This window comes from Amphibacillus xylanus NBRC 15112 (assembly GCF_000307165.1).
GTDB lineage: Bacteria > Bacillota > Bacilli > Bacillales > Amphibacillaceae > Amphibacillus > Amphibacillus xylanus.
The window spans coordinates 1,535,781-1,562,578 of record NC_018704.1 but is presented as its reverse complement, the minus strand read 5'-3'; the positions used below and the strand labels follow the sequence as shown (position 1 = coordinate 1,562,578).

The 26,798-nt window shown below is 35.2% G+C and carries 32 protein-coding genes; 31 read left to right on the top strand and 1 reads right to left on the bottom strand.

What is annotated here, in order from left to right; all coding sequences use genetic code 11:
- The first annotated feature begins 6 nt into the window (after nt 1-6).
- The 25 genes from AXY_RS07780 to AXY_RS07660 all read left to right on the top strand — a co-directional run bounded on the left by AXY_RS07780 (nt 7) and on the right by AXY_RS07660 (nt 22,305).
- Complete coding sequence (locus AXY_RS07780) at nt 7-234, top strand: KH domain-containing protein (protein WP_015010253.1); 228 nt, start codon at nt 7-9, stop codon at nt 232-234.
- Nucleotides 235-339: 105 nt separating this feature from the next.
- Complete coding sequence (gene rimM, locus AXY_RS07775; protein ID WP_015010252.1) at nt 340-852, top strand: ribosome maturation factor RimM; 513 nt, start codon at nt 340-342, stop codon at nt 850-852.
- Nucleotides 852-1,577 carry a tRNA (guanosine(37)-N1)-methyltransferase TrmD gene (gene trmD, locus AXY_RS07770; RefSeq protein ID WP_015010251.1) on the top strand — a complete coding sequence of 242 codons (726 nt, stop codon included), beginning with the start codon at nt 852-854 and terminating at the stop codon, nt 1,575-1,577. Before rimM ends, trmD begins: the two co-directional genes overlap by 1 nt.
- A 138-nt stretch (nt 1,578-1,715) precedes the next feature.
- Entirely contained in the window at nt 1,716-2,060 is a 345-nt protein-coding gene (gene rplS, locus AXY_RS07765; RefSeq protein ID WP_015010250.1) for a 50S ribosomal protein L19, read from the top strand.
- Between the two features lie 137 nt (nt 2,061-2,197).
- A complete protein-coding gene (gene lepB / locus AXY_RS07760; protein ID WP_015010249.1) occupies nt 2,198-2,767 on the top strand; it encodes a signal peptidase I in 570 nt (189 codons plus the stop codon).
- 10 nt (nt 2,768-2,777) lie between these two features.
- Nucleotides 2,778-3,629 carry a ribosome biogenesis GTPase YlqF gene (gene ylqF / locus AXY_RS07755; RefSeq protein ID WP_015010248.1) on the top strand — a complete coding sequence of 284 codons (852 nt, stop codon included), beginning with the start codon at nt 2,778-2,780 and terminating at the stop codon, nt 3,627-3,629.
- A 103-nt stretch (nt 3,630-3,732) separates the two neighbouring features.
- Entirely contained in the window at nt 3,733-4,533 is an 801-nt protein-coding gene (locus AXY_RS07750) for a ribonuclease HII (RefSeq protein ID WP_015010247.1), read from the top strand.
- A complete protein-coding gene (locus AXY_RS07745; RefSeq protein WP_015010246.1) occupies nt 4,514-6,295 on the top strand; it encodes a hypothetical protein in 1,782 nt (593 codons plus the stop codon). The genes AXY_RS07750 and AXY_RS07745 overlap by 20 nt, the downstream gene beginning before the upstream one ends.
- The gene (locus AXY_RS07740; RefSeq protein ID WP_015010245.1) at nt 6,292-6,567 is read left to right on the top strand and encodes an EscU/YscU/HrcU family type III secretion system export apparatus switch protein; all 276 of its coding nucleotides are present in this window, start codon (nt 6,292-6,294) and stop codon (nt 6,565-6,567) included. Before AXY_RS07745 ends, AXY_RS07740 begins: the two co-directional genes overlap by 4 nt.
- 94 nt (nt 6,568-6,661) lie before the next feature.
- On the top strand, nt 6,662-7,567 hold the full coding sequence (gene dprA, locus AXY_RS07735) for a DNA-processing protein DprA (protein ID WP_407919027.1): 906 nt from the start codon (nt 6,662-6,664) through the stop codon (nt 7,565-7,567).
- 156 nt (nt 7,568-7,723) lie between these two features.
- Nucleotides 7,724-9,802 (top strand): type I DNA topoisomerase, encoded by a 2,079-nt coding sequence (gene topA, locus AXY_RS07730; protein ID WP_015010243.1) that lies wholly within the window; start codon nt 7,724-7,726, stop codon nt 9,800-9,802.
- A 340-nt stretch (nt 9,803-10,142) separates the two neighbouring features.
- Nucleotides 10,143-11,048 (top strand): tyrosine recombinase XerC, encoded by a 906-nt coding sequence (gene xerC / locus AXY_RS07725; protein WP_015010242.1) that lies wholly within the window; start codon nt 10,143-10,145, stop codon nt 11,046-11,048.
- Between the two features lie 12 nt (nt 11,049-11,060).
- Nucleotides 11,061-11,609 (top strand): ATP-dependent protease subunit HslV, encoded by a 549-nt coding sequence (gene hslV, locus AXY_RS07720; RefSeq protein ID WP_015010241.1) that lies wholly within the window; start codon nt 11,061-11,063, stop codon nt 11,607-11,609.
- 15 nt (nt 11,610-11,624) lie between these two features.
- Nucleotides 11,625-13,022, top strand: a complete 1,398-nt coding sequence (gene hslU / locus AXY_RS07715; protein WP_015010240.1) for an ATP-dependent protease ATPase subunit HslU — start codon at nt 11,625-11,627, stop codon at nt 13,020-13,022.
- Between the two features lie 31 nt (nt 13,023-13,053).
- Nucleotides 13,054-13,839 (top strand): GTP-sensing pleiotropic transcriptional regulator CodY, encoded by a 786-nt coding sequence (gene codY, locus AXY_RS07710; RefSeq protein WP_015010239.1) that lies wholly within the window; start codon nt 13,054-13,056, stop codon nt 13,837-13,839.
- Nucleotides 13,840-14,418: 579 nt separating this feature from the next.
- On the top strand, nt 14,419-14,811 hold the full coding sequence (gene flgB / locus AXY_RS07705; RefSeq protein WP_015010238.1) for a flagellar basal body rod protein FlgB: 393 nt from the start codon (nt 14,419-14,421) through the stop codon (nt 14,809-14,811).
- A 2-nt stretch (nt 14,812-14,813) separates the two neighbouring features.
- On the top strand, nt 14,814-15,269 hold the full coding sequence (gene flgC / locus AXY_RS07700) for a flagellar basal body rod protein FlgC (RefSeq protein ID WP_015010237.1): 456 nt from the start codon (nt 14,814-14,816) through the stop codon (nt 15,267-15,269).
- Between the two features lie 20 nt (nt 15,270-15,289).
- Complete coding sequence (gene fliE / locus AXY_RS07695) at nt 15,290-15,595, top strand: flagellar hook-basal body complex protein FliE (protein WP_015010236.1); 306 nt, start codon at nt 15,290-15,292, stop codon at nt 15,593-15,595.
- 44 nt (nt 15,596-15,639) lie between these two features.
- Complete coding sequence (gene fliF / locus AXY_RS07690; protein WP_015010235.1) at nt 15,640-17,241, top strand: flagellar basal-body MS-ring/collar protein FliF; 1,602 nt, start codon at nt 15,640-15,642, stop codon at nt 17,239-17,241.
- A 12-nt stretch (nt 17,242-17,253) separates the two neighbouring features.
- The gene (fliG, locus tag AXY_RS07685) at nt 17,254-18,270 is read left to right on the top strand and encodes a flagellar motor switch protein FliG (RefSeq protein WP_015010234.1); all 1,017 of its coding nucleotides are present in this window, start codon (nt 17,254-17,256) and stop codon (nt 18,268-18,270) included.
- A complete protein-coding gene (locus tag AXY_RS07680; protein ID WP_015010233.1) occupies nt 18,263-19,027 on the top strand; it encodes a FliH/SctL family protein in 765 nt (254 codons plus the stop codon). The genes fliG and AXY_RS07680 overlap by 8 nt, the downstream gene beginning before the upstream one ends.
- Nucleotides 19,017-20,324: a flagellar protein export ATPase FliI gene (gene fliI / locus AXY_RS07675; protein ID WP_015010232.1), complete on the top strand. Its 1,308-nt coding sequence runs from the start codon at nt 19,017-19,019 to the stop codon at nt 20,322-20,324. Before AXY_RS07680 ends, fliI begins: the two co-directional genes overlap by 11 nt.
- Nucleotides 20,325-20,329: 5 nt before the next feature.
- Complete coding sequence (gene fliJ, locus AXY_RS07670; protein WP_015010231.1) at nt 20,330-20,776, top strand: flagellar export protein FliJ; 447 nt, start codon at nt 20,330-20,332, stop codon at nt 20,774-20,776.
- Between the two features lie 5 nt (nt 20,777-20,781).
- The gene (locus AXY_RS07665; RefSeq protein WP_015010230.1) at nt 20,782-21,360 is read left to right on the top strand and encodes a MotE family protein; all 579 of its coding nucleotides are present in this window, start codon (nt 20,782-20,784) and stop codon (nt 21,358-21,360) included.
- 30 nt (nt 21,361-21,390) lie between these two features.
- Nucleotides 21,391-22,305, top strand: a complete 915-nt coding sequence (locus tag AXY_RS07660; protein WP_015010229.1) for a hypothetical protein — start codon at nt 21,391-21,393, stop codon at nt 22,303-22,305.
- A 30-nt stretch (nt 22,306-22,335) separates the two neighbouring features.
- Here the strand turns inward: AXY_RS07660 and AXY_RS07655 are convergent, their stop codons facing one another.
- The gene (locus tag AXY_RS07655; RefSeq protein ID WP_015009875.1) at nt 22,336-23,679 is read right to left on the bottom strand and encodes an ISLre2 family transposase; all 1,344 of its coding nucleotides are present in this window, start codon (nt 23,677-23,679) and stop codon (nt 22,336-22,338) included.
- Nucleotides 23,680-23,879: 200 nt separating this feature from the next.
- On the opposite strand from AXY_RS07655, the gene AXY_RS07650 reads away from it, so the two are divergent.
- The 6 genes from AXY_RS07650 to AXY_RS07625 all read left to right on the top strand — a co-directional run bounded on the left by AXY_RS07650 (nt 23,880) and on the right by AXY_RS07625 (nt 26,786).
- Nucleotides 23,880-24,344: a flagellar hook-length control protein FliK gene (locus AXY_RS07650; RefSeq protein WP_015010228.1), complete on the top strand. Its 465-nt coding sequence runs from the start codon at nt 23,880-23,882 to the stop codon at nt 24,342-24,344.
- Between the two features lie 3 nt (nt 24,345-24,347).
- Nucleotides 24,348-24,797: a flagellar hook assembly protein FlgD gene (flgD, locus tag AXY_RS07645; protein WP_015010227.1), complete on the top strand. Its 450-nt coding sequence runs from the start codon at nt 24,348-24,350 to the stop codon at nt 24,795-24,797.
- Nucleotides 24,798-24,810: 13 nt separating this feature from the next.
- Nucleotides 24,811-25,185, top strand: a complete 375-nt coding sequence (locus AXY_RS07640) for a TIGR02530 family flagellar biosynthesis protein (protein WP_015010226.1) — start codon at nt 24,811-24,813, stop codon at nt 25,183-25,185.
- Nucleotides 25,186-25,262: 77 nt separating this feature from the next.
- Complete coding sequence (gene flgG, locus AXY_RS07635) at nt 25,263-26,114, top strand: flagellar basal body rod protein FlgG (protein WP_015010225.1); 852 nt, start codon at nt 25,263-25,265, stop codon at nt 26,112-26,114.
- Nucleotides 26,115-26,158: 44 nt separating this feature from the next.
- The gene (locus AXY_RS07630) at nt 26,159-26,380 is read left to right on the top strand and encodes a flagellar FlbD family protein (RefSeq protein ID WP_015010224.1); all 222 of its coding nucleotides are present in this window, start codon (nt 26,159-26,161) and stop codon (nt 26,378-26,380) included.
- Nucleotides 26,370-26,786: a flagellar basal body-associated FliL family protein gene (locus AXY_RS07625; protein ID WP_015010223.1), complete on the top strand. Its 417-nt coding sequence runs from the start codon at nt 26,370-26,372 to the stop codon at nt 26,784-26,786. The genes AXY_RS07630 and AXY_RS07625 overlap by 11 nt, the downstream gene beginning before the upstream one ends.
- Nucleotides 26,787-26,798 lie beyond the last annotated feature (12 nt).

Sequence of the window (26,798 nt, the reverse complement as noted above, 5' to 3'; positions counted from 1 at the left end):
GATAACATGAAGGCCTTAATAACAACGATTGTAAAGCCATTGGTCGATTATCCAGAAGATGTTGTAGTGACTGAAAATGAAGAGTCAAATAAAATTGTCTATCATTTAACAGTTCATCCAGATGATATCGGGAAAGTAATTGGTAAAAATGGTCGAATTGCTAAGTCAATTCGTACAGTTGTTTATGCGATCGGTTCTGATGTTAAAAAACGTATTTATCTAGATATTATGTAAAACAGGGGGAGCATGTCTTTCCCTGTTTTTATCTATTAATGGTAAACTGAGAAATTATCAAATGACAGCATTTTGTTGAAATATAATAAAGTAGGTGAATAACAGATGGAATTTTTTAATGTGGGTAAAATCGTTAATACTCATGGCATTAAAGGGGAAGTTAAGGTTGTGCGTATTACCGATTTTGATCAACGTTTTCAACCCGGAAATCAACTTTATTTATTCCTGCCAAATCAAACGACACCCATTAAACTAATGATTGAAAGACATAGAAAGCATAAACAATTTGATATGCTAACCTTTAAAGGCTACTACTCCATTAATGATGTTGAGCATTTTAAACAAGGAATGCTTAAAATTTCAGAAGCAGATTTACATCCATTAGAAGAAGGTAGCTATTACTATCATGAAATCATTGGCTGTGAAGTGGTTACGACTTCTGGTGAGAAGCTTGGTCCTGTAGCAGAAGTGCTTGCGCCAGGTGCAAATGATGTATGGGTTGTTAAACGTAAAAATCAAAAAGATCTATTAATCCCATATATTGATGATATCGTTAAAGAAGTTAACATAGAACAGAAACAGATCACGATCGAACCAATGGAAGGGCTGTTATCTTAATGAAAATAGATGTATTAACATTATTTCCAGACATGTTTGAAGGTGTGATGGGTTCATCAATTATGAAAAAAGCACAAGATAAGGAAGCGCTCCAGTTTCAAGCAATTGATTTTAGAAATTATGCTGATAATAAGCATCAAAAAGTTGATGATTACCCTTATGGTGGTGGAGCTGGAATGGTCTTAATGCCGCAGCCGATTTTTTCTGCTGTTGAAGCGATAGAAAAAGTATCTCAAAAGTCACCACGTATAATCTTAATGTGTCCACAAGGAAAACGTTATGATCAAAAAAAGGCTGAAGAATTAGCCAAGGAAGACCATTTGATTTTTATTTGTGGCCATTATGAAGGTTATGATGAAAGGATTCGAGAGCATCTCGTAACAGATGAAATCTCAATCGGTGATTTTATTTTAACTGGTGGAGAGATTGGTGCGATGGCAGTGATTGATAGTGTTGTTCGGTTGCTTCCAGATGTACTAGGGAATGAAGATTCCGCAGTTGAAGATTCTTTCTCTACTGGCCTGTTAGAACACCCGCATTATACAAGACCTGCTCAATTTAGAGGCTATGAAGTTCCAGAAGTATTACGTTCTGGCCACCATCAGAAAATCGTCGATTGGCGCAGAAAAGAATCGTTAAAAAGAACGAAGCAACGCCGTCCAGATTTATTAGAAAATTATCCTCTAACTGATGAGGAAAAGCAATGGTTAGATGAAATAGATTAAAACATAATTTTACTTGAAAGTGATGTTCATTTATGATATAGTTACTTTCGGACAAAAGGTAAAACTTTTGGATAAAACGATGTTCCGCTGACATAATCAGATGAGTCATGAGCATTAGTTAAGAAGGAGTGTATACACATGCAACAATTAATTGCAGACATTACTAAAGATCAATTACGTACAGATCATCCAGATTTCCGTCCAGGGGACACTGTAAAAGTTCACGTTAAAGTTGTTGAGGGAACTCGTGAGCGTATTCAGATTTTTGAAGGTGTTGTCATTAAGCGCCAAAACGGTGGAATTAGTGAAACATTTACAGTACGTAAGATTTCTTATGGTGTTGGTGTAGAACGTACTTTCCCAGTACATTCACCACGAATTGAAAAAGTTGAAGTTACTCGTCGTGGTAAAGTTCGCCGCGCTAAACTTTACTACTTACGTAATCGTCGTGGTAAAGCAGCACGTATTAAAGAAATTCGATAATCAAAAGAAAGTAAAGGGGGCTTGAATTATTCAAGCTCCTTTTTTCAATGTGTGGTAAAATATATAGTATAAGTATCATTGTCTGTATTACGCTAATAGATAGTGATAATATAAATCTAAGTCTTGGTGGTGAATGTATGAAAGGCGATCAACTAAATGAGCTGAAAAGCTGGATAAAGTTAGTTTTAATAACATTATTAGTATCATGGTTTGTAATTAACTTTATCGTAAGTTCTACGAAGATAGAAGGTTCATCGATGGAACCCACATTATCAAATTCAGACTATTTACTCGTTGAAAAAGTCTCTTATCGATTTACCAATCCTAAAAGATTTGATGTCGTAATTTTTCATGCCACAGAAGAAAAAGATTACATAAAACGAATTATTGGCTTACCTGGAGAAACGATTGAATTTAAAGACGATCAATTATATGTAAATGGTCAATATATTGAGGAACCATATTTAACTGAAGCAATCATCCAAAGCAATAGCCAATATACTCATGATTTCACATTATCTGAAGATATTGATGGAAACTATCAGACCATACCTGAAGGTTACTATTTAGTATTAGGTGATAATCGGCCTAACTCTTCTGATAGTAGAAAAGGAATTAAAAGTGTGGGTTTAATTTCAGAGAACGATATAGTAGGTAAAGCCATGGTAGTTTATTGGCCGTTTCAACGAATTAAACTCATTAAATAGAGGTGATCAAATGAAAACAATACAATGGTTTCCAGGCCATATGGCTAAAGCGAGAAGAGAGGTACAAGAGAAACTAAAGCTTGTTGATTTTGTAATAGAGCTCGTTGATGCACGTGCGCCACTAGCATCACAAAACCCGATGCTACAAGAAATTTTACAACAAAAACCTAAAATGCAAGTATTAATGAAGAAAGACTTAGCAGATCCAGAATTAACAAATATATGGTTAGAAAAATTAAGAGAAGATGAGATTGAAGCAGTAGCTGTTGACGTACAAAATCGTCAAGATATTCAAAAGGTAATCGAGACAGCAAAAAAGATGACTGCTGAAAAAATGGAACGACTAAAGAAAAAAGGTGTTCGTCCAAGAGCGGGCCGAGCGATGATTATTGGTATTCCAAACGTAGGTAAATCAACCTTAATCAACCGCCTAGCCAATAAAAAAATAGCCAAAACAGGAGACAGACCAGGGATTACAACTGCACAACAGTGGATCAAGGTAAAAAAAGATTTTGAATTATTAGATACTCCGGGAATTCTGTGGCCTAAATTTGAGGACCAAAATGTTGGCTATCAATTAGCTGCGATTGGAACGATTAAGGATCAAATCTTGTCAATAGAAGATATTGCTCGTTTTACGCTGAAATTTATTCAAGAAGAATATCCGCAATTATTATTAGAAAGATATCAGCTGCTTGATCCAGAGGCTGATTATATTGAGATAATTGAACAAATCGGTAGACAAAGAGGTGCATTGGCTCAAGGTGGGTCAGTGGATCTTGAAAAAACTGCTGAATTAGTGATTCGTGACTTTAGAACAGGTAAATTAGGACCTATTACATTAGAAAAACCTAACCCTTAACCTTGAAAGAAGCGCAACTATAGAGTTTGCGCTTTTTTTATGATTAAAATCGATATAATTAATGACGATATTATTGATAAGAGTAGATAAGGAGCTTTTTATAATGAAAAATCAATCAATTGCTGAAATAAAACAAATCTTAAAACAAGATACAGTCGCTGACGATATTTTAGAATCATTGAAATTAGATACTAGAAAAGGTGTTCAACAAGCCTTAAAAGTTTATTATAATCGTCTAGCAAAAAAACAACTTTTACTAGATCAGCTTTATGAAATGAAATCATACGAAAGAAATTACTATCAGCAAGGAAAAACGTTAATTGCCGGCATTGATGAAGTAGGTCGGGGTCCTTTAGCAGGTCCAGTAGTTGCGGCAGCGGTTATTTTACCTGTTGATTTTAATTTAATTGGTTTAACAGATTCTAAGAAACTATCAGTTGCTCAAAGAGAACAATACGCTGAAATCATTAAGGAACAGGCAATTGCAGTTGGAATTGGGGAAGTTAGTCATGAAGTCATCGATGACATTAATATTTATCAAGCTTCAATATTAGCGATGGAAAAAGCCGTTCAGCAATTGGGGATTGAACCAGATCATTTATTAATTGATGCAGTACCATTAGATAACCTGCCTTATTCAAGCGATGTTATCATTAAAGGAGATCAAAAAAGTATCTCTATTGCAGCAGCTAGTGTGATTGCGAAAGTACATCGTGATCGAATTATGGCTACAATTCATGAGCGCTATCCATATTATCAATTTGATCAAAATCAAGGTTACGGTACTACTGCTCATTTATTAGGGCTTGAGGAACATGGTATTACACCATATCATAGAAAGACATTTGCACCGATCAAGAATTACTTAAAAGGAGAAAATGACGATGGAACCATTATTGTCTAATTTGTCACCTCAAATTCGGTCATTACTAAACGATCAACAATCGCAGACATTAGTATTGAAGCAAGGTCAGGTCATGCTTGGTAGGGTAAAAGAAATCTTACCGAATAACGTAGCCCTGATCCAATTTGGCAATCATCAAGTTACTGCCAAATTAGAGGTTCCAATTAATATTAATGAAGCTTACTTATTTGAAGTCACCTCAATAGGTGAAATGCCTCAATTAAGTGTCGTATCACAATCGTCAACAACTATTTCATTAGCTGAACAAATCCAAATGGTTTTAGCCAATTTAAATATCGCCCCAACTAAAGTGAATAAGCAATTTTTGCATGAAATTTTCTCAAATGACATTCCAGTACGACAAGCTGATTTAAAGCAAGCATTAGAGTTACTAAAGAATGATCAAAGCCAAGAAACAAAAGAGATAATCATCCATTTATTAAAAAAACAGTTACCGATCTCAGAAACAACACTTCAATCATATAAAACTGTTCAATCAAATCGAACAATTACTGAGCAAATTAATCAATTATATCAGGCTGTATTAAAGGAACCAGTCACAAATGAGACGACTGATCAATTATTGAAATCATTATCACAATTTATTGATACTGAGACAGTACAAGAGCCAATGCAACCACTAAATCAAGAGCAATTCGATAAATTGACCGAATTGCTACAACATAAGCTAGTAAGCCGTCAAATCGATCATGAGAGCTCAAGTCAAAATGAAGTAAAAGCCAATCAAGATCCTAAAGAACTAGAAATAAACTCTCAAGTAGATGAAAAAGCAATAGCAAATCGACTAGAAAGACAGTTAGCATTATCCGATAAGCAGTTGTTTCAATTTGAAAAAGTATTAAGTCAAATTAATACTCAAGGTCAAGCGGTAACTTCTCGAACCCTAAGTCAATTACAAGTTATTTTAGAGGACACGACCATTTTAGACAAAGTAATTCAGCAGCTTCCTACTCAAGCGCAAGACGGATTAACTCGTTTTATGAATGACCCAAGTCAAGCAAATTTACTGGAATTTATTCAGCCTTTGACAGATCTAATTGAACAACAAATACCTCAAGAAAATAGTCGGCAAATTTTCAATCTGCTCACTCAAATGAATCGAAGTGAGCCAAATTTGTTCCCAATTAAAGATCAGTTCTTAATCCAGGTTAAAAATTATCTATTAAATGCAGGATTAGATTTTGAAGCTCAAATTTATCAACAGGACAAAAATACGCTAGATCAATCAAGTTCGTTAAAACAAGTGTTATTAGAATCATTAGCCCAACAGCCAGCCTTTGGTCGTGAGATTGAACAATTATTGCATCATTTAACAGGTCAACAACTATCACTAATTCATGAGGATCCAAGTTTTATTTATCTATCTACTACAATCCCCGGTTTGATCGGAGAAGACCAAGATATTAAGCTCGAGTTTTATAGTAAGAAAGATCAAAATGAAAAAATTGATACTGATTATTGTCGCATTGCTTTTTATTTAGAATTAAATCAATTAAAAACAACGATGATTGATATGAACGTACAAAATCGAGTTGTTCATTTAACCGTTTATAATGATCAGAATATCACTGAGCAATTAAATATATATAAAGATCTTTTGAAAGAAGGATTAAAGAAATATAATTATCATTTATCATCAGTAAGCTATAAACCTCTTCCTGATCGTCAAACTGATTTTAGTATTAAACCAGAATTAAATAAAGCAAATTCAACATCTAGTCGATGGGATGTGAGAATATGAATCAAGGAGAAAGATTAAAAAAAGCAGTCGCACTACAATACGATAAAGAAAAGACAAATGCACCTATCGTTACAGCTAAGGGTCAAGGATATATAGCAGATGAAATATTGAAGCGGGCAAAAGATGCGAATATCCCAATCCAAGAAGATAAGAGTTTAATTGAGTTACTGGCAAATTTAAATCTCTATGATCGTATCCCTGAAGAGCTTTACCAAGCAGTAGCAGAGGTCTTTGCCTATATATATAGAATTGATCAAGCAAAAAATAAATGACGATAAATAAAGGATTTACGCGAATTATTGTCGAATATAAACATATCTGCCCAATTCTAACAAGGGCAGGTATATTTATTTTTAGTAAAAAGGAGTGGATCGCTTGAATTTACCTCGTTTACGTCTGATATACTTAGCTCAATTCCCACAAATAACCCGATCACTTATGTACAGAATGATTAAGAAAGATGTGACCTTATCAACAATTTATCAGTATTCAATCAACGATTTAGTTGATCAATGCCACTGTCCACTTAAAACCGCAAAACAACTCCATCAATATCTCAGTGAATTTGAGCCAAATCACAATAATTTAAAGAAACTACACCATTATAAAATTTGGACGATTTTTGACGAAGATTATCCAAGATTATTAAAAAATATACCTGACCCACCTATCATTTTATACGGATTAGGTCGGTCTGATTACATCAACCATTTGCCCGCTCTTGCCGTTGTAGGTACGAGGAGACCTTCGAAATTTGCCAAGAAAAATATGTACGACCTATTAGCTCCATTAGTTAATAAAGATTGGTTATTCGTTAGTGGCATGGCAGCTGGAATTGATGGTTATGCCCATCGAATTGCTGATTATTATGGTGGAAAGACAATCGCAGTCATTGCAGGAGGTCTGAATCATCCTTACCCCTCAGAACATCTCGATCTTTTTCAACGATTATCTAAAAAACATCTAGTCATATCTGAATATCCTCCTCATACAAGACCTGAACGTTACCATTTTCCCGAACGAAATCGCATTATAAGTGGTTTAGCATTTGCGACATTAGTTATCGAAGCGCAAGAACGCAGTGGTTCATTAATAACAGCAGATCAAGCCTTAGAACAAGGCAGAGAGGTACTCGCTGTACCAAATGCCATCAGTCTAGAACAAGCTAAAGGATGTCATTATTTGATTCAAAATGGTGCAAAATTAGTCCAAAGTACCTATGATATATTACAAGAATGGGATGAATTAAAGCAAAATTGGCTCCATTTATGAATAAAAACAGCCCATTTTTGGTAAAGTTTAGTATGAATATTTTTTGAATAGTTGACAAATTGGTAGAAAGTATTTAATAATAGTGAAAGTTTATTTAATCATTTTTATTTAATTAATATGATATGAATAATAGTTCATCCCGTAGGAGGGAAATACATGTCAGATTATTTAGTAATCGTGGAGTCACCTGCAAAAGCTAAAACTATTGAACGCTATCTCGGTAAGAAATATACTGTAAAAGCTTCGATGGGGCATGTGCGTGACTTGCCAAAAAGTAAAATGGGTATTGACTTTGAAAATAATTATCAACCGAATTATATAACTATCCGTGGAAAAGGTCCTGTTTTAAAGGAATTGAGAGCAGCCGCAAAAAAAGCCAAAAAGATATATTTAGCAGCTGACCCCGATCGCGAGGGTGAAGCAATTGCTTGGCATTTAGCTCATAACTTAAATGTTGATCCGAATTCTGAATGTCGCGTCGTATTTAATGAGATTACAAAAGAAGCAGTCAAGGATTCTTTTAAATCACCTCGACCTATTAATATGAATTTAGTCGATGCACAACAAGGTCGACGAATTTTAGATCGTTTAGTTGGTTATAACATTAGTCCTTTACTATGGAAAAAAGTAAAAAAAGGCTTAAGTGCAGGACGTGTACAATCTGTAGCGGTCAAAATGATTATCGATCGAGAAAATGAAATTAAGAATTTCAAACCAGAAGAGTACTGGTCGATTAATGGTCACTTTATTACTAATAATGAAAAGTTTGAAGGGTACTTCCATCGTCTAGATGGGGCGAAGCAAGATTTACCCAATAAAGCATCAGTTGATCAAGTATTAGAGCGACTTACTGAGAACAAATTTAAAGTCACTAAGGTTACTAAGAAGGAAAGAAAACGAAATCCTGCTTTACCTTTTACAACTTCATCATTACAGCAAGAAGCGGCTAGAAAGCTAAATTTCAGAGCTCGTAAAACAATGATGCTAGCACAACAACTATATGAAGGAATTGACTTAGGCAGAAGTGAAGGTGGCATTACTGGTTTGATCACATATATGCGTACAGATTCAACCAGAATTTCAGAAACAGCGCGTTCTGAAGCAAGCAATTATATCACTGACCAATTTGGTTCTGAATATTTAGGCTCTGCCCAAAAAACGAAGAATTCACAACAAGCTCAGGATGCTCACGAAGCAATTCGTCCAACTTCAGCTTTCCGTGAACCGAGTAAGGTGAAAGATAAATTATCCAGAGATCAATATCGACTTTACAAATTAATCTGGGATCGATTTATCGCAAGTCAAATGGCACCTGCTGTTATGGATACGATGACTGTCCAACTCGAACAAAATGGCGTGCAATTCCGAGCGACAGGTTCAAAAATCAAATTTAATGGATTTATGAAGATCTATATTGAAGGTAATGACGATAATGTTAAAGAAGAACATAAATTATTACCAGCATTAGAAGAGGGCATGGAAGTCGATGTTGATAAAATTACACCAAATCAACATTTTACTCAACCACCTCCACGATATACTGAGGCTCGTTTAGTAAAAACGATGGAGGAAAACGGTATTGGTCGACCGTCGACTTATGCACCGACATTAGATACCATTCAAAGACGTGGCTATGTCACATTAGATAATAAACGTTTTGTGCCAACTGAATTAGGCGAGATCGTGATCAATTTAATTCTTGAGTTTTTCCCTAAAATTATTGATATTGATTTCACGGCGAAAATGGAAAATGATCTTGATGAAATTGAATCAGGGGCAATCGATTGGATTGCGGTAATTGATAATTTCTATCAAGATTTTGAAAAGAAATTAAAAGTTGCTGAGAAAGAAATGGAAAATGTCGAAATAAAAGATGAACCTGCTGGTGAAGACTGTGAGAAATGCGGTCATGAGATGGTCTATAAAATGGGTCGATTCGGTAAGTTCATGGCTTGTTCTAACTTCCCTGATTGTCGTAATACGAAAGCAATTTTAAAAGAGATTGGCGTAGAATGTCCAAAATGTAAAAAAGGTCAAATTGTCGAGCGTAAATCGAAAAAGAGAAGGACTTTCTATGGATGTGATCAGTTCCCAGAATGTGATTATGTATCGTGGGACAAACCAATCTCTAGACAATGTCCGACCTGTCAAGAGCAGTTAATTGAAAAGAAATCGAAAAAAGGCGTTACGGTTCAATGTAGTTCTTGTAGTTATAAGGAAGAAACACAGAATTAGTAAAAGCGATAAAAAGAAAGTTTCTAATAAGCCGTGTGAAATTAACGAAAATAATTAATTTCACACGGTTATCTATGTTGTTAATCTTTTTTAAAGCGATTATATGTGAATATTTTCACTTAACTAGCGTGTCAACTCTAACTTAAACGCAATTTACTTGAGTAAAACAAGCGTAATGATCGGGTTTAACGTTAGTAGTAATATTTGCTAGATGATAAATAAATGTGATATGATAAGAAAGAATAAACGATTCTGAACTTTATTATTATTCGGTAAATAGTTTAGCCTGAAATGAGACATGACAATATTATTTTATGAAGTAAATTCATGAGGGGTTAATATGGACAACAATCAACTTCAAGAACAATTTAGCCTGTATTTAAAAATTGAAAAAAATGTCTCACAATATACGTTGAAATATTATAATCAAGATATTGATGACTTTAATGAATTTTTAAATTTAGAACAAATCGAATATTTTTCTGATGTAGATGATCGAACTGTACGTTATTTTTTAACCCATCTTTATCAGAAGAAACTAAGTAGAAGAAGTGTTGCCCGTAAAATTTCTAGCTTAAGGACGTTTTATAAATACCTTGAGCGAGAAAAAATAACAATAAGCAACCCTTTTTTAGCGATTTCTTTACCAAAAACCCAGCAATCATTACCTCACTTTTTGTATAAAGAAGAACTTCAAGAATTGTTTAAAGTAAGTGACATCACAACGCCACTTGGCCAACGTAATCAAGCGTTGCTAGAGCTGTTGTATGCAACAGGTATACGTGTTAGTGAGTGTGTTAATTTAACAATTGATGCGATTGATTTTTCAATGCAAACAATACTTGTAATGGGAAAGGGTCGAAAGGAACGTTATATTCCATTCGGTTCATTCGCACACGATGCGTTAAAACTTTATATTAATGAAGGAAGAGAAGTTTTAGTTAAGAAAAATAAGATGGGAACTGATTATCTTTTTCTAAATTCAAATGGAAAACAAGTGACAACACGTGGTATTCGTTATATCTTGAACAAAATAGTGAGTGATGCAGCTATTTCAATCCACGTTCATCCTCATGCTTTACGCCACACATTTGCCACACATTTGTTAAACGCAGGTGCGGATTTAAGAAGTGTTCAAGAACTGTTAGGACATGATCATCTATCCTCAACGCAAGTTTATACACACGTAACAAAAGATCGTCTGAAGGATGTGTATATGAAAGCGCATCCAAGAGCGAAGTCATAAAGAGGTGAAATTATGAAGACAGAATTCCACGCGACAACGATATTTGCCATTCGACATAATGGTCAATGTGCTATGAGTGGCGATGGTCAAGTAACGATGGGAAATGCAGTTGTTATGAAACATAAAGCAAGAAAAGTCCGCAAACTTTTTAATGGACAGGTGTTAGCAGGCTTTGCTGGATCAGTAGCTGATGCCTTTACACTATATGAAAAATTCGAAGCAAAACTTGAAACTTTTAATGGCAATTTAGAGCGATCAGCTGTAGAATTAGCTAAGGAATGGCGAAGCGATAAAATGCTACGTCAACTAGAAGCATTATTAATTGTAATGAATAAGCAGACGATGCTACTAATTTCAGGTACAGGTGAAGTAATTGAGCCTGATGATGGTATACTAGCAATCGGATCTGGTGGTAATTATGCGTTAGCAGCTGGTAGAGCATTAAAACGATATAGTCCGGAAAAGTCTGCAAGTGAAATTGCTCGTTCAGCTTTAGAGATTGCTAGTGAATTATGTGTATACACAAATGATCAAATCATACTTGAAGTGTTAGAAGATTAATTAGGAGGTGGTTATTTGAGTTCTACACTTACACCTAAACAAATTGTTAATGAGTTAAACCGATATATTGTCGGTCAAAATCAAGCAAAGAAATCAGTTGCAATTGCTTTAAGAAATCGTTATCGTCGGATGAAACTTGATCCCGAAATACGAGATGAAGTTGTGCCAAAGAATATTTTAATGATTGGACCTACCGGAGTGGGTAAAACAGAGATAGCTAGACGATTAGCAAAATTAGTCGGTGCGCCCTTTGTAAAGGTCGAAGCGACTAAATTTACTGAAGTTGGTTATGTCGGGCGAGACGTTGAGTCCATGATTAGAGATTTAGTTGAAATGGCTATCCGCATGGTAAAGCAAAATAAAATGCAAGAAGTTGAATCAAGAGCAGAACAACTAGCTAATCAAGAGTTAGTTAATTTGCTTGTTCCGATTGCGAAAAAACAACAAAATCAAATGAAAAATCCGTTTGAATTTTTCTTTCAACAAACTGATGATCAATCACAGGCTGAAGACCAGCCCCAAATAAATGAAGAAAAACTAAAAAAACGCAAACAAGTCGAACACAAGCTTGCACTAGGTGAATTAGAAGATACGATTGTAACGGTAGAGGTTGAAGAACATCAGCATTCAATGTTTGATATGATGCAAGGTGCCGGAATGGAACAAATGGGATTAAACATGCAAGACATGTTTGGTCAACTCATGCCGAAACGAGTTAAGAAAAGAAAATTACCTGTTAGTGAAGCGAGAAAAATTTTAATTCAACAAGAAGCACAAAAGCTAATCGATATGGATGAAGTCATTCAATTGGCATTGAATTTAGTTGAACAGTCAGGAATTATCTTTATTGATGAAATTGATAAGGTTGCAGGTAAGAGTGAAGGACATGTTGACGTCTCAAGAGAAGGTGTTCAACGTGATATCTTACCGATTATTGAAGGATCTACAGTAACGACAAAATATGGAGCGGTTAAAACAGATCATATTCTGTTTATCGCTGCAGGTGCTTTTCATATGGCTAAACCCTCGGATCTAATCCCAGAATTGCAAGGTCGATTTCCAATTAGAGTTGAGTTAGAGAAGCTATCTGTTGAAGATTTTAAACGTATTTTATCAGAGCCTTCAAATGCTCTATTAAAACAGTATCAAGCGTTATTAAAGACTGAAGATATTGATGTCGTATTTTCAGAAGGTGCGATAACGAGAATTGCTGAAATTGCCTATGAAGTCAATCAAGAAACAGATAATATTGGTGCACGACGTCTACACACAATATTAGAAAAATTACTTGAAGATCTATTATTTGAGGCAGAAGATATTACGATGCCAACGATTGAAATTACGCCACAGTATGTCGATGAAAAGCTAAAGAGCGTCGTAAAAAACAGAGATTTAAGTCAATATATTTTATAATGATTTTCGATAAAGGAAACGGAGGAGTAATATGGAACTACTAACACGTACTAGAAAAATAAATCAAATCTTACAAGGTGCAAAAGCAAAATCTGTTAACTATAATGAGATAGCAGTTACTCTACAAGAGATCATTGGGGCAAATGTTTTCGTCGTAAGTAATAAAGGGAAATTACTAGGCTTTTCGATCAACCAAAAAATCGAGAACCCTCGAATGATTGCGATGTTAGAGGAGCGTCAATTCCCATTAGAATTCACAGAAAGTTTATTCGATATTCAAGAAACAACAGCAAACTTAGATATTGATAGTCCTTATACAGCATTTCCAGTTGAAAATAAAGATCTTTTTAAAGATGGTCTTACAACGATTGTTCCGATTATTGGAAGTGGCGAACGATTAGGTACATTAATGCTTAGTCGTTTAGACACAGAATTTAACAATGATGATTTACTATTAGCTGAATATGGCGCAACTGTTGTTGGAATGGAAATCTTACATGTAAAAACTAAAGAAATTGAGAAAGAAGCTCGATCAAAAGCCGTTGTTCAAATGGCGATTAGTTCATTATCCTACAGTGAGTTAGAGGCTATTGAACATATCTTTGCAGAATTAGATGGAAAAGAAGGATTACTTGTTGCAAGTAAAATAGCTGATCGCGTTGGTATTACAAGATCAGTAATCGTCAACGCACTTAGAAAACTAGAAAGTGCTGGAGTAATTGAATCTCGTTCGTTAGGTATGAAGGGAACATACATTAAAGTACTTAATGATAATTTCTTAGTAGAATTGCAAAAACTAAAAGCAGATGATAACTAAATTACAAAAAAAGGTGTCATTGAATTTAAAAATTCAATGACACCTTTTTTATGTGCATTAATCTGCAATAGGAAATATTATTCACTTTCAATCTTTGCCAATATATTACCTGGATTAAAGAGGGTAAATAAAGCTAATATTCATGAAGTGAGAAAGAGATATTATTTAAGAAGCATGACCAGATCACTTGAATAATCTAAAAAATAACCATCAACCTGAAATAAAATACAAGTGATAATAATAAAGCGATTTTATAACTCGAAATGTATATGAGAGCGCTATCATTAACTGTAGAATAACAACAATTATGTTGGCTTTTTTACATGATTGTGTAATAATTGAAATACGACTATTATGTATAGAAACAGTCAAAGTTCGACCTAATTATACATAGGAATATAGTTGGATGAACAAAAGAAATATCAATAACTTTAGTCGTAAAATGGTCAAAATTAATGAATTTTTATTAATAATTCAATATAATTATATTAGTTTGTCGGAATTAGGTCGTAATGTCATGATAATAGTTAATTGATAACAATTTTAGATAATTATTCAAAAATAAAAGGAGGCGGAATTATGTCGATTTTTGATCGCACGATCGACAGTTTACACCATGGTTTAAATTATGCGCATCTAAAAAACGAAACGATTGCCAATAATCTTGCTAACGTTGATACGCCAGGTTATAAAGCAAAGAGTATTGAGTTTAAGAGTTTATTAGAATTAGAACAACAGAGTCAATTTACAGCAAAGAGAACGGATCCGCGTCATATCGAGTTCGGAAATACGATTAGAGGATTTAAAGTTCATGTTAATCATAATACCCAATATAATCACAATGGAAACAATGTAGATATTGACAAGGAAATGGTTGAATTAGCCAATAACCAAATTTATCAGCAAGCTTTGGTTGATCGATTAAATGGACGTTTTAATACATTACAGAATGTTATTCGTGGGGGACGTTAATCATGAGTATTTTTAATAGTATGAATGTGAGTGGATCTGCTTTAACTGCTCAAAGATTAAGAATGGATGTTGTCTCATCAAATATTGCGAATGCAGAAACAACACGTGCTCGTGTAAGTGAAAATGGCGAGTTTGAACCATATCGCAGAAAGACCGTTCGTTTTCAAGAAAGCGGACATTCATTTGCAAATCATTTAAGTCGTGTACGAAGTCGTAATCAAACAAATTTGAACGGAGTTAAAGCAACAGCCATTACTGAAGATGATGAACCGTTTACGTTAGTGTATAATCCTGCGCATCCAGACGCAGGTGCTGATGGATATGTTCGAATGCCAAATGTTGATCCACTTCAAGAAATGGTTGATTTAATGAGTGCAACAAGATCATATGAAGCGAATGTAACAGCTCTAAATGCTACTAAAGGTATGTTAATGAAAACACTTGAAATAGGCAGATAATAAAAAAGAAGGTGAACTAAATGCGTATTGATCTTCAAACTTTACAATCTACTCAACCAAACACTTATATAAAAGCAAACGGACCAAATGGGCAAGACTCTATACACAATCAATTTTCAACTCAATTCAAGCAAGCGCTCGAACAATTAAATCAAACCCAAATTGAGTCAGCACAAAAAACAGAGATGCTTGTTAATGGTGAAATTGATCAACTACACGATGTCATGATTGCAGCACAGAAAGCATCACTATCAATGAGTTTGGCAGTTGAAGTGCAAAGTAAAGTTATCGATGCTTACAATGAAATCATGAGAATGCAAATCTAAGTTTTAGCACTTCAATTGAACTGTGATTGGTATGGAGGCACATTATGAAAGAAATATTTATTCAACAAAAAGATAAAATTATAGAATTTTGGAAGATTCGTAGTAAAAGGGAAAAAGGCATTATACTTTCTTCTATTTTAATTTTCTTAATTATTGTTGGTGGTGGAAGCTATATAGCTACACGTACAACAATGGTTCCTTTATATAGCAATCTAACTTTGCAAGAAGCAGGACAAATTAAAGCAGAATTAGATGCGAGAGGAATAGATAGTGAGATTACAGATGGCGGATCAACCATCCGTGTACCTGAAGAATTGGCAAATAATCTATTAGTCGATCTCGCTGCTCAAGGTATCCCGCAAAGCGGTGGTATTGATTACTCATTTTTCAGTCAAAATAGCTCTTGGGGCGTGACTGATAATGAATTTGACATGATGAAATTAGATGCTACTCAAACTGAATTAGCAAATTTAATTAAGAGTATTGCAGGCATTAATAATGCGAATGTCATGATCACAATGCCACAGCAACAAATATTCGTTAGTGATGATCAAGGAGAGGCCTCGGCATCAATTGTATTAGAGGTAGCACCTGGTTATCGTTTTGAGCCTAGTCAGATTAATGCACTCTATCATCTGATCTCGAAATCAGTACCGAACCTCCCTATAGAAAATATCGGCATAATTGACCAGAACTTCAATCATTATGACCTAGAAAGTTCAGGTAATTTTACGAGTGGGGATATTTACGCTTCTCAGCAAGCAATTAAGAAAGATATTGAAAAGGATATTCAACGCCGAGTTCAACAAATGCTAAGTATTATGATCGGCGCAGACAAAGTTGTTACTTCAGTTACAGCTGATATTGATTTTACGCAAGAAAATCGAATGGAGCAGCTAGTTGATCCTGTTAATGATGAAATAGATGGACTTCCTGTGAGTGTAGAAAGTATCCATGAAACATATACAGGTACTGGTCCAATTGAAGGGACAGTGGGTAGTGGTGAAAATGATGTAGCGAACTATCCAGCTGGTGATTCCGGAAATGGGGATTATGAGTTAATTCAAGACTCAGTTAACTATGAGTTTAATCGAATTCAACGTGAAATTATTGAAAGTCCATATAAAATTAGAGATTTAGGTATTCAGGTTGCTGTTGATCGTCGTAAAGATACGATAGGCGAAGATGGTCAACCAGTATTATTAACGCCTGCAGAACAAGCAAATGTTGAATCAGGTATTGCGTCAATATTAGACTCAATTATTCAAACGACAGTTGATGGGTCATATGAGACAACAACTAATACACCGAATGTATCAATTGTCTTCCAGGAGTTTGGTGGGATGAATCCTATAGAACAACCAACTAAGTTTGAAATACCTTTCTGGATAATGATTGCTGTAGGAGTTTTACTACTCTTAATAGTTATTTTGGTCATTATTTTAGCCACTAGAAAACAAAATAATTTTGAAGAAGAATTTGCATATACTGCTGAAGCTGAAGTTGGAGAAGAAATCAGCCTTCCTGAAATTGACGAAGCTGAACCAACTGAAAGCACAATGAAACGCAAGCAACTTGAAAAACTTGCTCAAGACAGACCAGACGAGTTTGCCAAGTTATTACGTTCATGGATTTCTGAGGATTAGGGGGAGAGCTGAATGACTACTAGACACAAACAAATACTTACCAGTCGACAAAAAGCGGCAATTCTACTTATTTCACTTGGTCCAGATGTATCGGCACAAATATATAAGCACCTAACTGAAGAAGAAATCGAGAAATTGACTTTAGAAATCTCATCAGTAAAGAAAGTTAATTCAGAACAAATAGAGGAAGTATTAGAGCAATTTCATCAAATTGCACTTGCTCAAGATTATATTTCACAAGGTGGAATTGGCTATGCGAGGACTGTTTTAGAAAAAGCGGTCGGTAGTGAAGAAGCACAGCGGATTATTGCCCGTCTAACTTCCTCATTACAAGTAAAGCCGTTTGACTTTGCTAGAAAGGCGGATCCAGCTCAAATACTTAACTTTATTCAATCTGAGCATCCGCAGACAATCGCATTAATATTATCCTATTTAGATAATGAGCAAGCAGGACAAATTTTGTCAGAGTTACCACAAGAAGTGCAGGCAGATGTAGCAAAACGTATTGCTTTAATGGACTCGACATCACCAGAAATTATCTATCAAGTTGAACAAATATTAGAAGAGAAATTATCAGCTACTGTGACGCAAGATTATACACAAACGGGTGGTATTCAAGCTGTTGTTGAAGTGTTAAATGGTGTTGATCGAAGCACTGAACGAACGATACTTGATGCTTTAGAAATCCAAGACCCTGAATTAGCTGAAGAAATTAAGAAGAGAATGTTTGTATTTGAAGATATTGTTACGCTTGATAATCGAGCGATTCAGCGTGTTATTAGAGAAGTTGAAAATGATGACTTACGCCTAGCACTTAAAGTTGCTAGTGAAGAAGTTCAAAGTGTTATTTTTGAAAATATGTCTAGTAGAATGGCTGAAACATTTAAAGAAGAGATGGAATATATGGGACCAGTTCGATTGCGTGATGTTGAAGAAGCTCAACAAAGAATTGTTGCTGCTATTCGCCGTTTAGAAGAGGTTGGTGAAATCGTCATTGCCCGTGGCGGAGGAGATGATATCATTGTCTGATACCCAACGTGAACAAAAAGTGAAGAAAATACAACTGAGACCAATCACAATCCAAAATCTTAAGCCAGACACGACTGAAGGCATAGAACAAAATAGTTTAAGTGAATTAAATAAGTTAAATGATCAAGTTTTAAAAGCGAAAAAAGAATTACAACGATTAAATGATGAGATGCAGTCAAAGCGATTAGCAACTGAACAAGAGATTAATGCTGCGAAAGAACAGTGGTTAATAGAAAAGGAACAATTAATCAATGAAACGAAACAAGTTGCATTTTCAGAAGGCTATGAAGAAGGTCGAAATGAAGGCCAAAAGTCGCTTACAGCTAAGCTTGAAGAGGCTGATCAGATTGTAGAATCAGCTCGAGATGAATATTTGAAAATTATTGGACAAAATGAAGCGACAATATTAGAATTGGCAACAAAAATAGCGAGCAAAATTATCAGTTATGAAATTAAAGAAAATGCTGGATTTGTAGAACTAGTTAAAACAGCTATTCAAGAAGTCCAAGAACAATCGTCGATCAAAATATATACAAGTGCAGCTGATTTTCAAATGGTTAATGAACAATATGATCAATTACTGACATTAGTCGGTTCAGACACAGTTCTTTCTATACATCCATTAGCTACTTTGGGATCGGGTGGCTGCATCATTAAGACACCTTATTCACAACTTGATGTCTCAATCGATCAGCAACTGAGCAAAATTAAAACACGTTTATTCGAAGTAATGGAGGAAATCAAACGTGAACATTAATAGTTATAAAGAAACAATTGACCGCATCGATCCATATATCCGATATGGGAAAATTGATCGAGTTGTTGGCCTAATGATTGAATCGATTGGACCAGAAGTGAAAATTGGGAATGTCTGCTACATTCATTCTGATAATGGTAAGAAAATTATGGCTGAAGTCGTAGGCTTTACCGGTGAGAAAGTGTTATTAATGCCATATTCCCAGATTAATGATATTGGCCCAGGTAGTTTAGTAGAAGCTACTGACCAATCATTAAAAATTAAAGTAGGAAAAGGATTAGCAGGCAAGGTAATCGATGCATTGGGGCAACCACTTGATCACTCATTACTACCACTAGGGTTACAAGGTGTAGATACCGATCAAATGCCACCGAACCCACTTGATCGACCTCGTATTTTAGAACCGATTGAGCTCGGAGTTAAAACGTTAGATACAATGCTAACGGTAGGAAAAGGTCAAAGGGTAGGTATCTTTGCGGGTAGTGGAGTTGGAAAGAGTACACTATTAGGGATGATCGCTCGTAATAGTGAAGCTGATATTAACGTGATTGGTTTAATTGGGGAACGTGGACGTGAGGTTAAAGAATTTATAGATAAGGATTTAGGGGAAGAAGGTCTTAAACGCTCAATCGTTGTAGTAGCAACATCAGATCAACCTGCATTAATGCGGATTAAAGGAGCATATACAGCTACAGCGATTAGTGAGTATTTTAGAGACTTAGGTTATAACGTCAACTTAATGATGGATTCCGTTACTCGTGTAGCGATGGCTCAAAGGGAAGTTGGTCTAGCTACTGGCGAACCACCGACAACCAAAGGTTATCCACCTTCAGTTTTTGCTATTTTGCCGAAATTATTAGAAAGAACTGGGACAAGCGATAAAGGAACAATTACTGCGTTTTATACTGTATTAGTTGATGGGGATGATTTAAATGATCCCATTGCTGATGCGACCCGAGGAATTCTAGATGGTCACTTTGTCTTAGATCGAAGGCTAGCTGAACAAGGACAATTCCCAGCTATAAATGTATTAAAATCAATTAGCCGTGTTATGCCTCAAATTACTACAGCTGAGGAACAGGCACTTGCTAATGAAATGCGTTTAAACATCTCAACTTATGAAGAAAACTATGAGTTAATCCAAATTGGTGCATATAAAAAAGGAACTAACCCAATCGTCGACAGAGCGATTCAGTTACATCCGAAAATCACTGCATTTTTAAAACAAGGGATTGACGAAAAGTGTACGAGAGCAGAAGCGATTGAAAAAATGAAATCTGTTTTAGATGGAGGATAATTTAGATGGCGACGATTAAAGCTTACAGTAAAATATTAAACCATCAAGAAAATTTAAAAAATAAAGCTTTACTCGACTACCAACAAGCGATGCGTGATTTTGAACAGAGTGCTGAGAAATTATATTTATTACTTAATAAAAAAGAACAAGTAGAAAAAGAGTATAATTATTACTTATCTTCATCAGGGACAGTGACTACCCTAGCAACGCATTATGCTTTTATCGAGCGAATTAAAGAGCGAATCTATGTTGTTCAGATGGAAGTCAATCAAAAAAGAGCTGTAATGGAAAAGAAACAAGAGAAACTAACAGAACAACATATTGAAGTGAAAAAATTCGAAAAAATAATTGAGAATAAACGCAAAAAAGAACGTGAACGAGAAGCGTATTTAGAAAGTCAATTGATGGATGAAATATCGACAAGACAGTTTTTTAATCGAAGAAATGGGTGATAAAGATGGCAACAGTTCAAGGTGATGAAAATAAAAAGGTCAGTTTTACACAGTGGCTATTTTTAATCATAATTCCTTTAGTCTTAGCCATCTCAATCGGGTTTATTGTCATATCATTACTAGACTTAAATCCAGGAGCGAAAATCAAAGAATTCGCCAATCAAATTCCAGTTATTAATCAATTTGTAACGACCGAGGAAGAAGCTGAAATTGAAAGACGAGAGAACCAATTAGAAAAACAAATCGCAAAACTTAAAGATGAAAAAGCGAGTATGGAAGCTGATTTATCTACTAAAGAGTTGGAAATTGATCAACTTAAACAAGAGATTGAGAGATTGAAGCACCAATTGGATCAAACTGAAGTGACATCAGCGATTGATAATAAGGACAATATGGCAGTAGCGCAGATTGTATCTACATATCAGGAGATGGCTGCAAAAAATGCTGCGCTCATTATTACAGAGATGAATAAGACAGATGCTTTACAAATACTAAGAGCACTTGATGAAACAAAACGAGCAGCGATTTTAAGTGAGATGGATCCGGAAAGCGCAGCAACCCTAACTGAACAATTACTAAAATAATCGCAAGTTAATTTGAAAGGGGGTGGAAATATGAACGTGACTGGTAATGTGATTTTCGCACAACAAATAACAGCTGTAGATCAAGGATCTTACGTTAAAACTGACAAGGATTTTACAACATCGTTTAAACAAATTGTAAATGAAAAGCAATCAGATGTAAGTATTGAAAATTCTATTGTTGATCCAATAGATGAAAAATTAGATCTTGAAACTCAATTAAATAATTGGTTAGAAGAATTATCTGAGCAAGATTTAGATTATGTAATAGGTTGGTTAGAAGCTGAACTTGAGGTCAGTAACGTAGATGAAAGCCAATTGATAGATATTCTAGCAAACTTGAATTTAGCTGAAATCGAAATAACTGATCAAAAGCTACAAACAATTCTTTCTACATTATCAAATGAGAGTGAAATTGAGAATGAATCAGATCAAACAGTATATGCATCAGAGTTTTCTAACTGGACCCATCATTTTGTATCAGTTGATTACAACGTAAGACAGCAAATGATTCAAGTTGAAACAAATCAACAGACGATTGATTCTATCAATCAATTAATGAATCAATTTGATGATTTTACCCAAAAGGATGCTAAGCAACTACTTGATCTATTAAATCGAATGCAACCAACAGAAGAACAGTTTACGATGCTGTTAGATAACTTAACAGAGCTAGACGTTGATCAAGCTAAACTCACTACTTTTTCAAAAGTGTATCAAAATTATCTGAAGAGAACTGCTTTATCTGAACAAACAAATTATCGATCAGATTCTGTCGTTACGTCTAAAGATATTATGAAGTGGGTTAAAGCAGCAGTCGATCAAATTAGTAATAATCAAGATACGTCAACAGACACTTTTGGTCAACTATTCAGTCAACAAAGTTTGAGTCAAGTATTTGTAGGCAATTTTTCTACGTTAATAATGAAAGCGGATTCATCATTTTAAGGTGACCCCTTGATAAAGTTTTTGCCTTTTTTAAAAACCAGATAACTCCTTTAACACGTTGTATATCGGAATATTTGCCTTTCCTTTTAGGTACATAAGATTGTCTCTGGTAACCTGACCAATGGTTCTTTTAACCTTTTCTTTATAATGTCTTGGTGGTTTCTTTTCCAGCTCGATTTCTGTCCATTTATCTATTCGCCCGAATAAAGTCTTTAGGGACAAATTATCCAAGAAGGCCACTAATGCAGTGCCCATGGCACTTACACCTTTATCCGACCAACTACGGCCATTTTTTAGTCTTTTGGCAAACACACTCATGGTTCCCTCTGCGCTTCCCATTGGACGCATACCAGTTGTATCAATTCCCTGTTCTTTTAACCATATTCTATAATCTCCCAATGCTTCTGGATATTTTTCTAATTGGCGGATAAACGACACAAGTCGTTCCTCCTTCTCCTCATCCTCAAGCGTTCCTACGGCACTGTTAAGCTCTGTTAAGAACGTTTTGTATTTGTATGCCGCAAGGGCTTTACGAATGGACCGATAACGAGGATGCTTGCTGAATATACTCTTAACCTCTCGTGCCACATGAAAGCGATCAAGAGAAAAGAATACACGACCTTTAAAATACTCACGACAGGATGTAATCCAGTTGGCACCATCTCCATTTATAACCAGCTTGTGAAAAGTCGGGTCATATTCGAAGTTTTCAATTAGAAAGTCCTCAAAAGCCTCCCAAAAGGGTTGCTTTCCTTTGTGAATAAAATGACGTTTGTTCTTAAGGCTAACCCGTTTTCCATTGACTTCCCATCCTTGATGGACAGCTGCTATTTTCTCTTCTTTTCCCTTTTTCCATTTACCTTGGCGTTTTACAAATAAACCATCTACTTCTACAAATAAGACGGGTTGGAGTATAGGTTCACGCTTTTTAGGTTTACACGTAACCTCTAATAGGTGTTGACGAATTGCCTCATGACTGATAACCCGGTAACCTAATAGAGTTTGTAATGTATTAGCTGCATTTCGATAGGAGCGACCCTTAACAGCTAGCTCAATGGCAGCTTCCTCAATCAATGGACTAAAAGAACCGGCCTCCTCAAACTCTAGATAACGATCAAGAAGATAGACATATTCCCCAGTTGATCGGTCAAGGTAATAATTGCGATATAATTCAATCTCACCAAAGAGACTAGCTATATTAAACTTTCTTTTATCAATAAGACGATAGCGCTTTTTATCACGTTCATCGGCAATCTGTTGGTCCATATCCTCCAAGACCTGTTTCATAACGAAACCAAAGGTTTCTTGTAATTGTCTCCAAACCAATTGCTCAATTTGTTTTAAATTTGGGTATTTTATGATATTCTTTTCCATGAGGGATTCTCCTTTCGGTAATGGTGTTTTAGTAGACTATCATTTTACCAAGGAGTGTCCCTTTTTTCATGACTTTTGCTTTGTTTCCTACCGCGCTATCGCTTGCTGGCCCCTTCACTTAGTGAAGGGGTTAATATATTTTTGCGCCCACAATAATTTTACTCATACGTCAACAAAGCACTCACTCGACTATAGAGCAAATGCAAATTCATTTAGGTCATCAAGTGGATAGCGTTGATCAGATGAGTGAGCAATTACTCTCACAATTTGAGAAAGCGATTAGTCAAAGTCGTTTTATTCAAAATCTATCAGGTGGCCATCAATTAGTATTAAAAATTGCACCTAAGTCCTTGGGAACAATTATGGTGGAATTAACAGAAATTGATGGTGAGATGCTCGTTAAGCTAACCGCAACTTCACAGATGGCAAAAGAGGCTCTAGAAGCAAACGTCAAAGAATTGAGACATATGTTTAGCCCACATAATATTGTGATTGAGAAGCAAGAGCTAGAACCGGTTTACTTAGAACAATCATCACCGTTTGAAAGCACACCTGATCAAGAAGATTCGCATGAACAGAATGATCAGACTAGAGAACGTGATCAAAATGAAATTGGGGAAGATTCAATTAGATTCGATGAACTGTTGAAGCAAGAAAGGATGTAGCAGATGACACGAATAGATCCTTCATATTATTTACGTAATATCGATAGAGGAAAACCGAGTAGTGATCTTGGTAAAGATGAGTTTTTAAAGATATTAATGACTCAAATTAAGAATCAAGACCCATTAAGTCCAATGGATGATCGAGAATTTATATCACAAATGACAACATTTTCTTCACTCGAGCAAATGATGAATATGAATGAATCGATTAATAAACTGGTTAATAATCAGATGATGTCACCAGTTATTCAGTACAGTCATTTAATCGGCAAACAAGTGAGTTATTATAAAATTGATCAAGAAACTGGTCAAATTATGGAACCAAAAGAAATTGTTAAAAGTGAAGTTGTAGCAATTAGTGAAAACAATGGCTTTGCCGTTATTGAACTAGAAAATAGTGAGAAAATCTATACGGATGAAATTTTAAGAATTAATCAACCTTCAAATGAATAAAAGGGGGGGTTAAATGCATTATCAAATTCAACATGTTCCTAAGCAAGCATTACTTCATCCAAAACAACAAAAAATAACAAAAACACATCAACAGACTAGCTCGTTCCAAGCTATTTTAGATCAGACTCAAGCGGAACTAAAGATAAGTAAACATGCTCAGGCACGTTTAAATGAACGGAAAATTGAAATTTCAAATGAAAAATGGCAAGAAATATCAAAACAAATTTTAGAAGCAAGACAAAAAGGTATCACAGATTCACTAGTTATTACGAGAGAAGCAACGCTTTTAGTAAGTGCAAAGAATCATACGGTCGTTACAGCACTTGACCGTCATGAAGCACAAAGCCGTATTTTTACAAATATAAATGGTACGATTTTAATCGATTAAGGCTGGACCTTAACAAGGAGGCCTTTACTACTGTTGACTGATTGATACAGTAGTGACTTAATAAGGAGGAATAAATAATGTTAAGATCAATGTATTCAGGAATTGCTGGTTTAAAAGGTTTTCAAACACAATTAGACGTTGTTGGAAATAATATTGCAAACGTTAATACATCAGGATATAAAAAATCACGTGTTGCATTTCAAGATATGATGAGTCAAACGATTGCTGGTGCATCAGCTCCTACTGATATTCGCGGGGGGATAAATGCACAACAAGTTGGTTTAGGTTCTCAAATTGGTGCGATTGATGTTATCCACACTCAAGGAAACCGTCAAACGACAAATAGAACCCTTGACTTAGCTTTAGAAGGAGATGGCATGTTTATCTTTGCGTCTGGTACAAATGATGTTGCGATTGATTTAGCAGATGTAAACTTATCATATACAAGAGCAGGTAACATGTATCTAGATGATGCTAACAGAATTGTAAATGCAAATGGTGAATATTTAGTTGGTGCAGATGCAGATGGTAACCCAACTGTTATTACAATCCCACCAACAGCATCTAGCTTTAGTATTCAAGGCAATGGAGTAGTTAACTATATTGATGAAAATAACCAAACACAAGTTGCTGGACAAATTATGCTAGCAAAATTCTCAAACCCTGGTGGTTTAGAGGCAATTGGAGCGAATATGTACCGCTCTACTGTTAACGACGGAATGATTGGTACAAACGGAATTCCAACATTGATAACACCGGAATCTGACGGAAGTGCTTCAATTGTATCTGGTGCGCTAGAAATGTCTAACGTCGATTTAGCTGAAGAGTTTACAGATATGATTGTCGCTCAACGAGGATTCCAAGCAAATACCCGAATTATTACAACTTCAGATGAAATACTACAAGAACTTGTAAATCTTAAACGCTAGTTAGGAGGGGGGAGCAAGTCTAAGTGACTTGCTCCTAATAAAAAATGATTCAATTAACGAGTTTTAATGGTGAAACATTTACTTTAAACGCTATTTATATCGAAAGAATTCAATCATTTCCTGACACGACAATAACTTTGTTTAATGGTAAAAAGCTAGTTGTAAAAGAACCAGAAGCAGAAGTTCGTCAAGCAATAATGAAGTTTTATCAACAAGTAGGACTTATAGGATTGCATGTAAAAGTAGGTGAGAAAAATGAGCAATAATGGTTTTAAGGTAGTTTTAGCGATACTGTCGATCATAGCTTTAGCAGGTATAGGTGGAGTAGTTTACCTATTATTGAATGACACCGATGCAGATCAAGCCTTAACTATTGAAGAACAAGTCAAGTATTCTTACACGACAGAGGAGATCAATCTAGATTTAGCAGATAATAGATATGTTCAGTTGAAATTCAATATCCTTACTAACAATGGTAAGGCTAGAGATGAAGTCGAGTTAAGAGAGTTTCAATTTAAAAACATCCTTATTAAAGAAACTGTTAATCTTACTTCAGATCAATTACAGGAAAACTTGTCAGATTTTGAAGATAGATTACGTGATGAAATGAATAAATTAATGGAAGAAGGGGAAATTACCGACGTTTATATTGTTGGTAAAATTGTACAGTAGTATAGCTCCTCG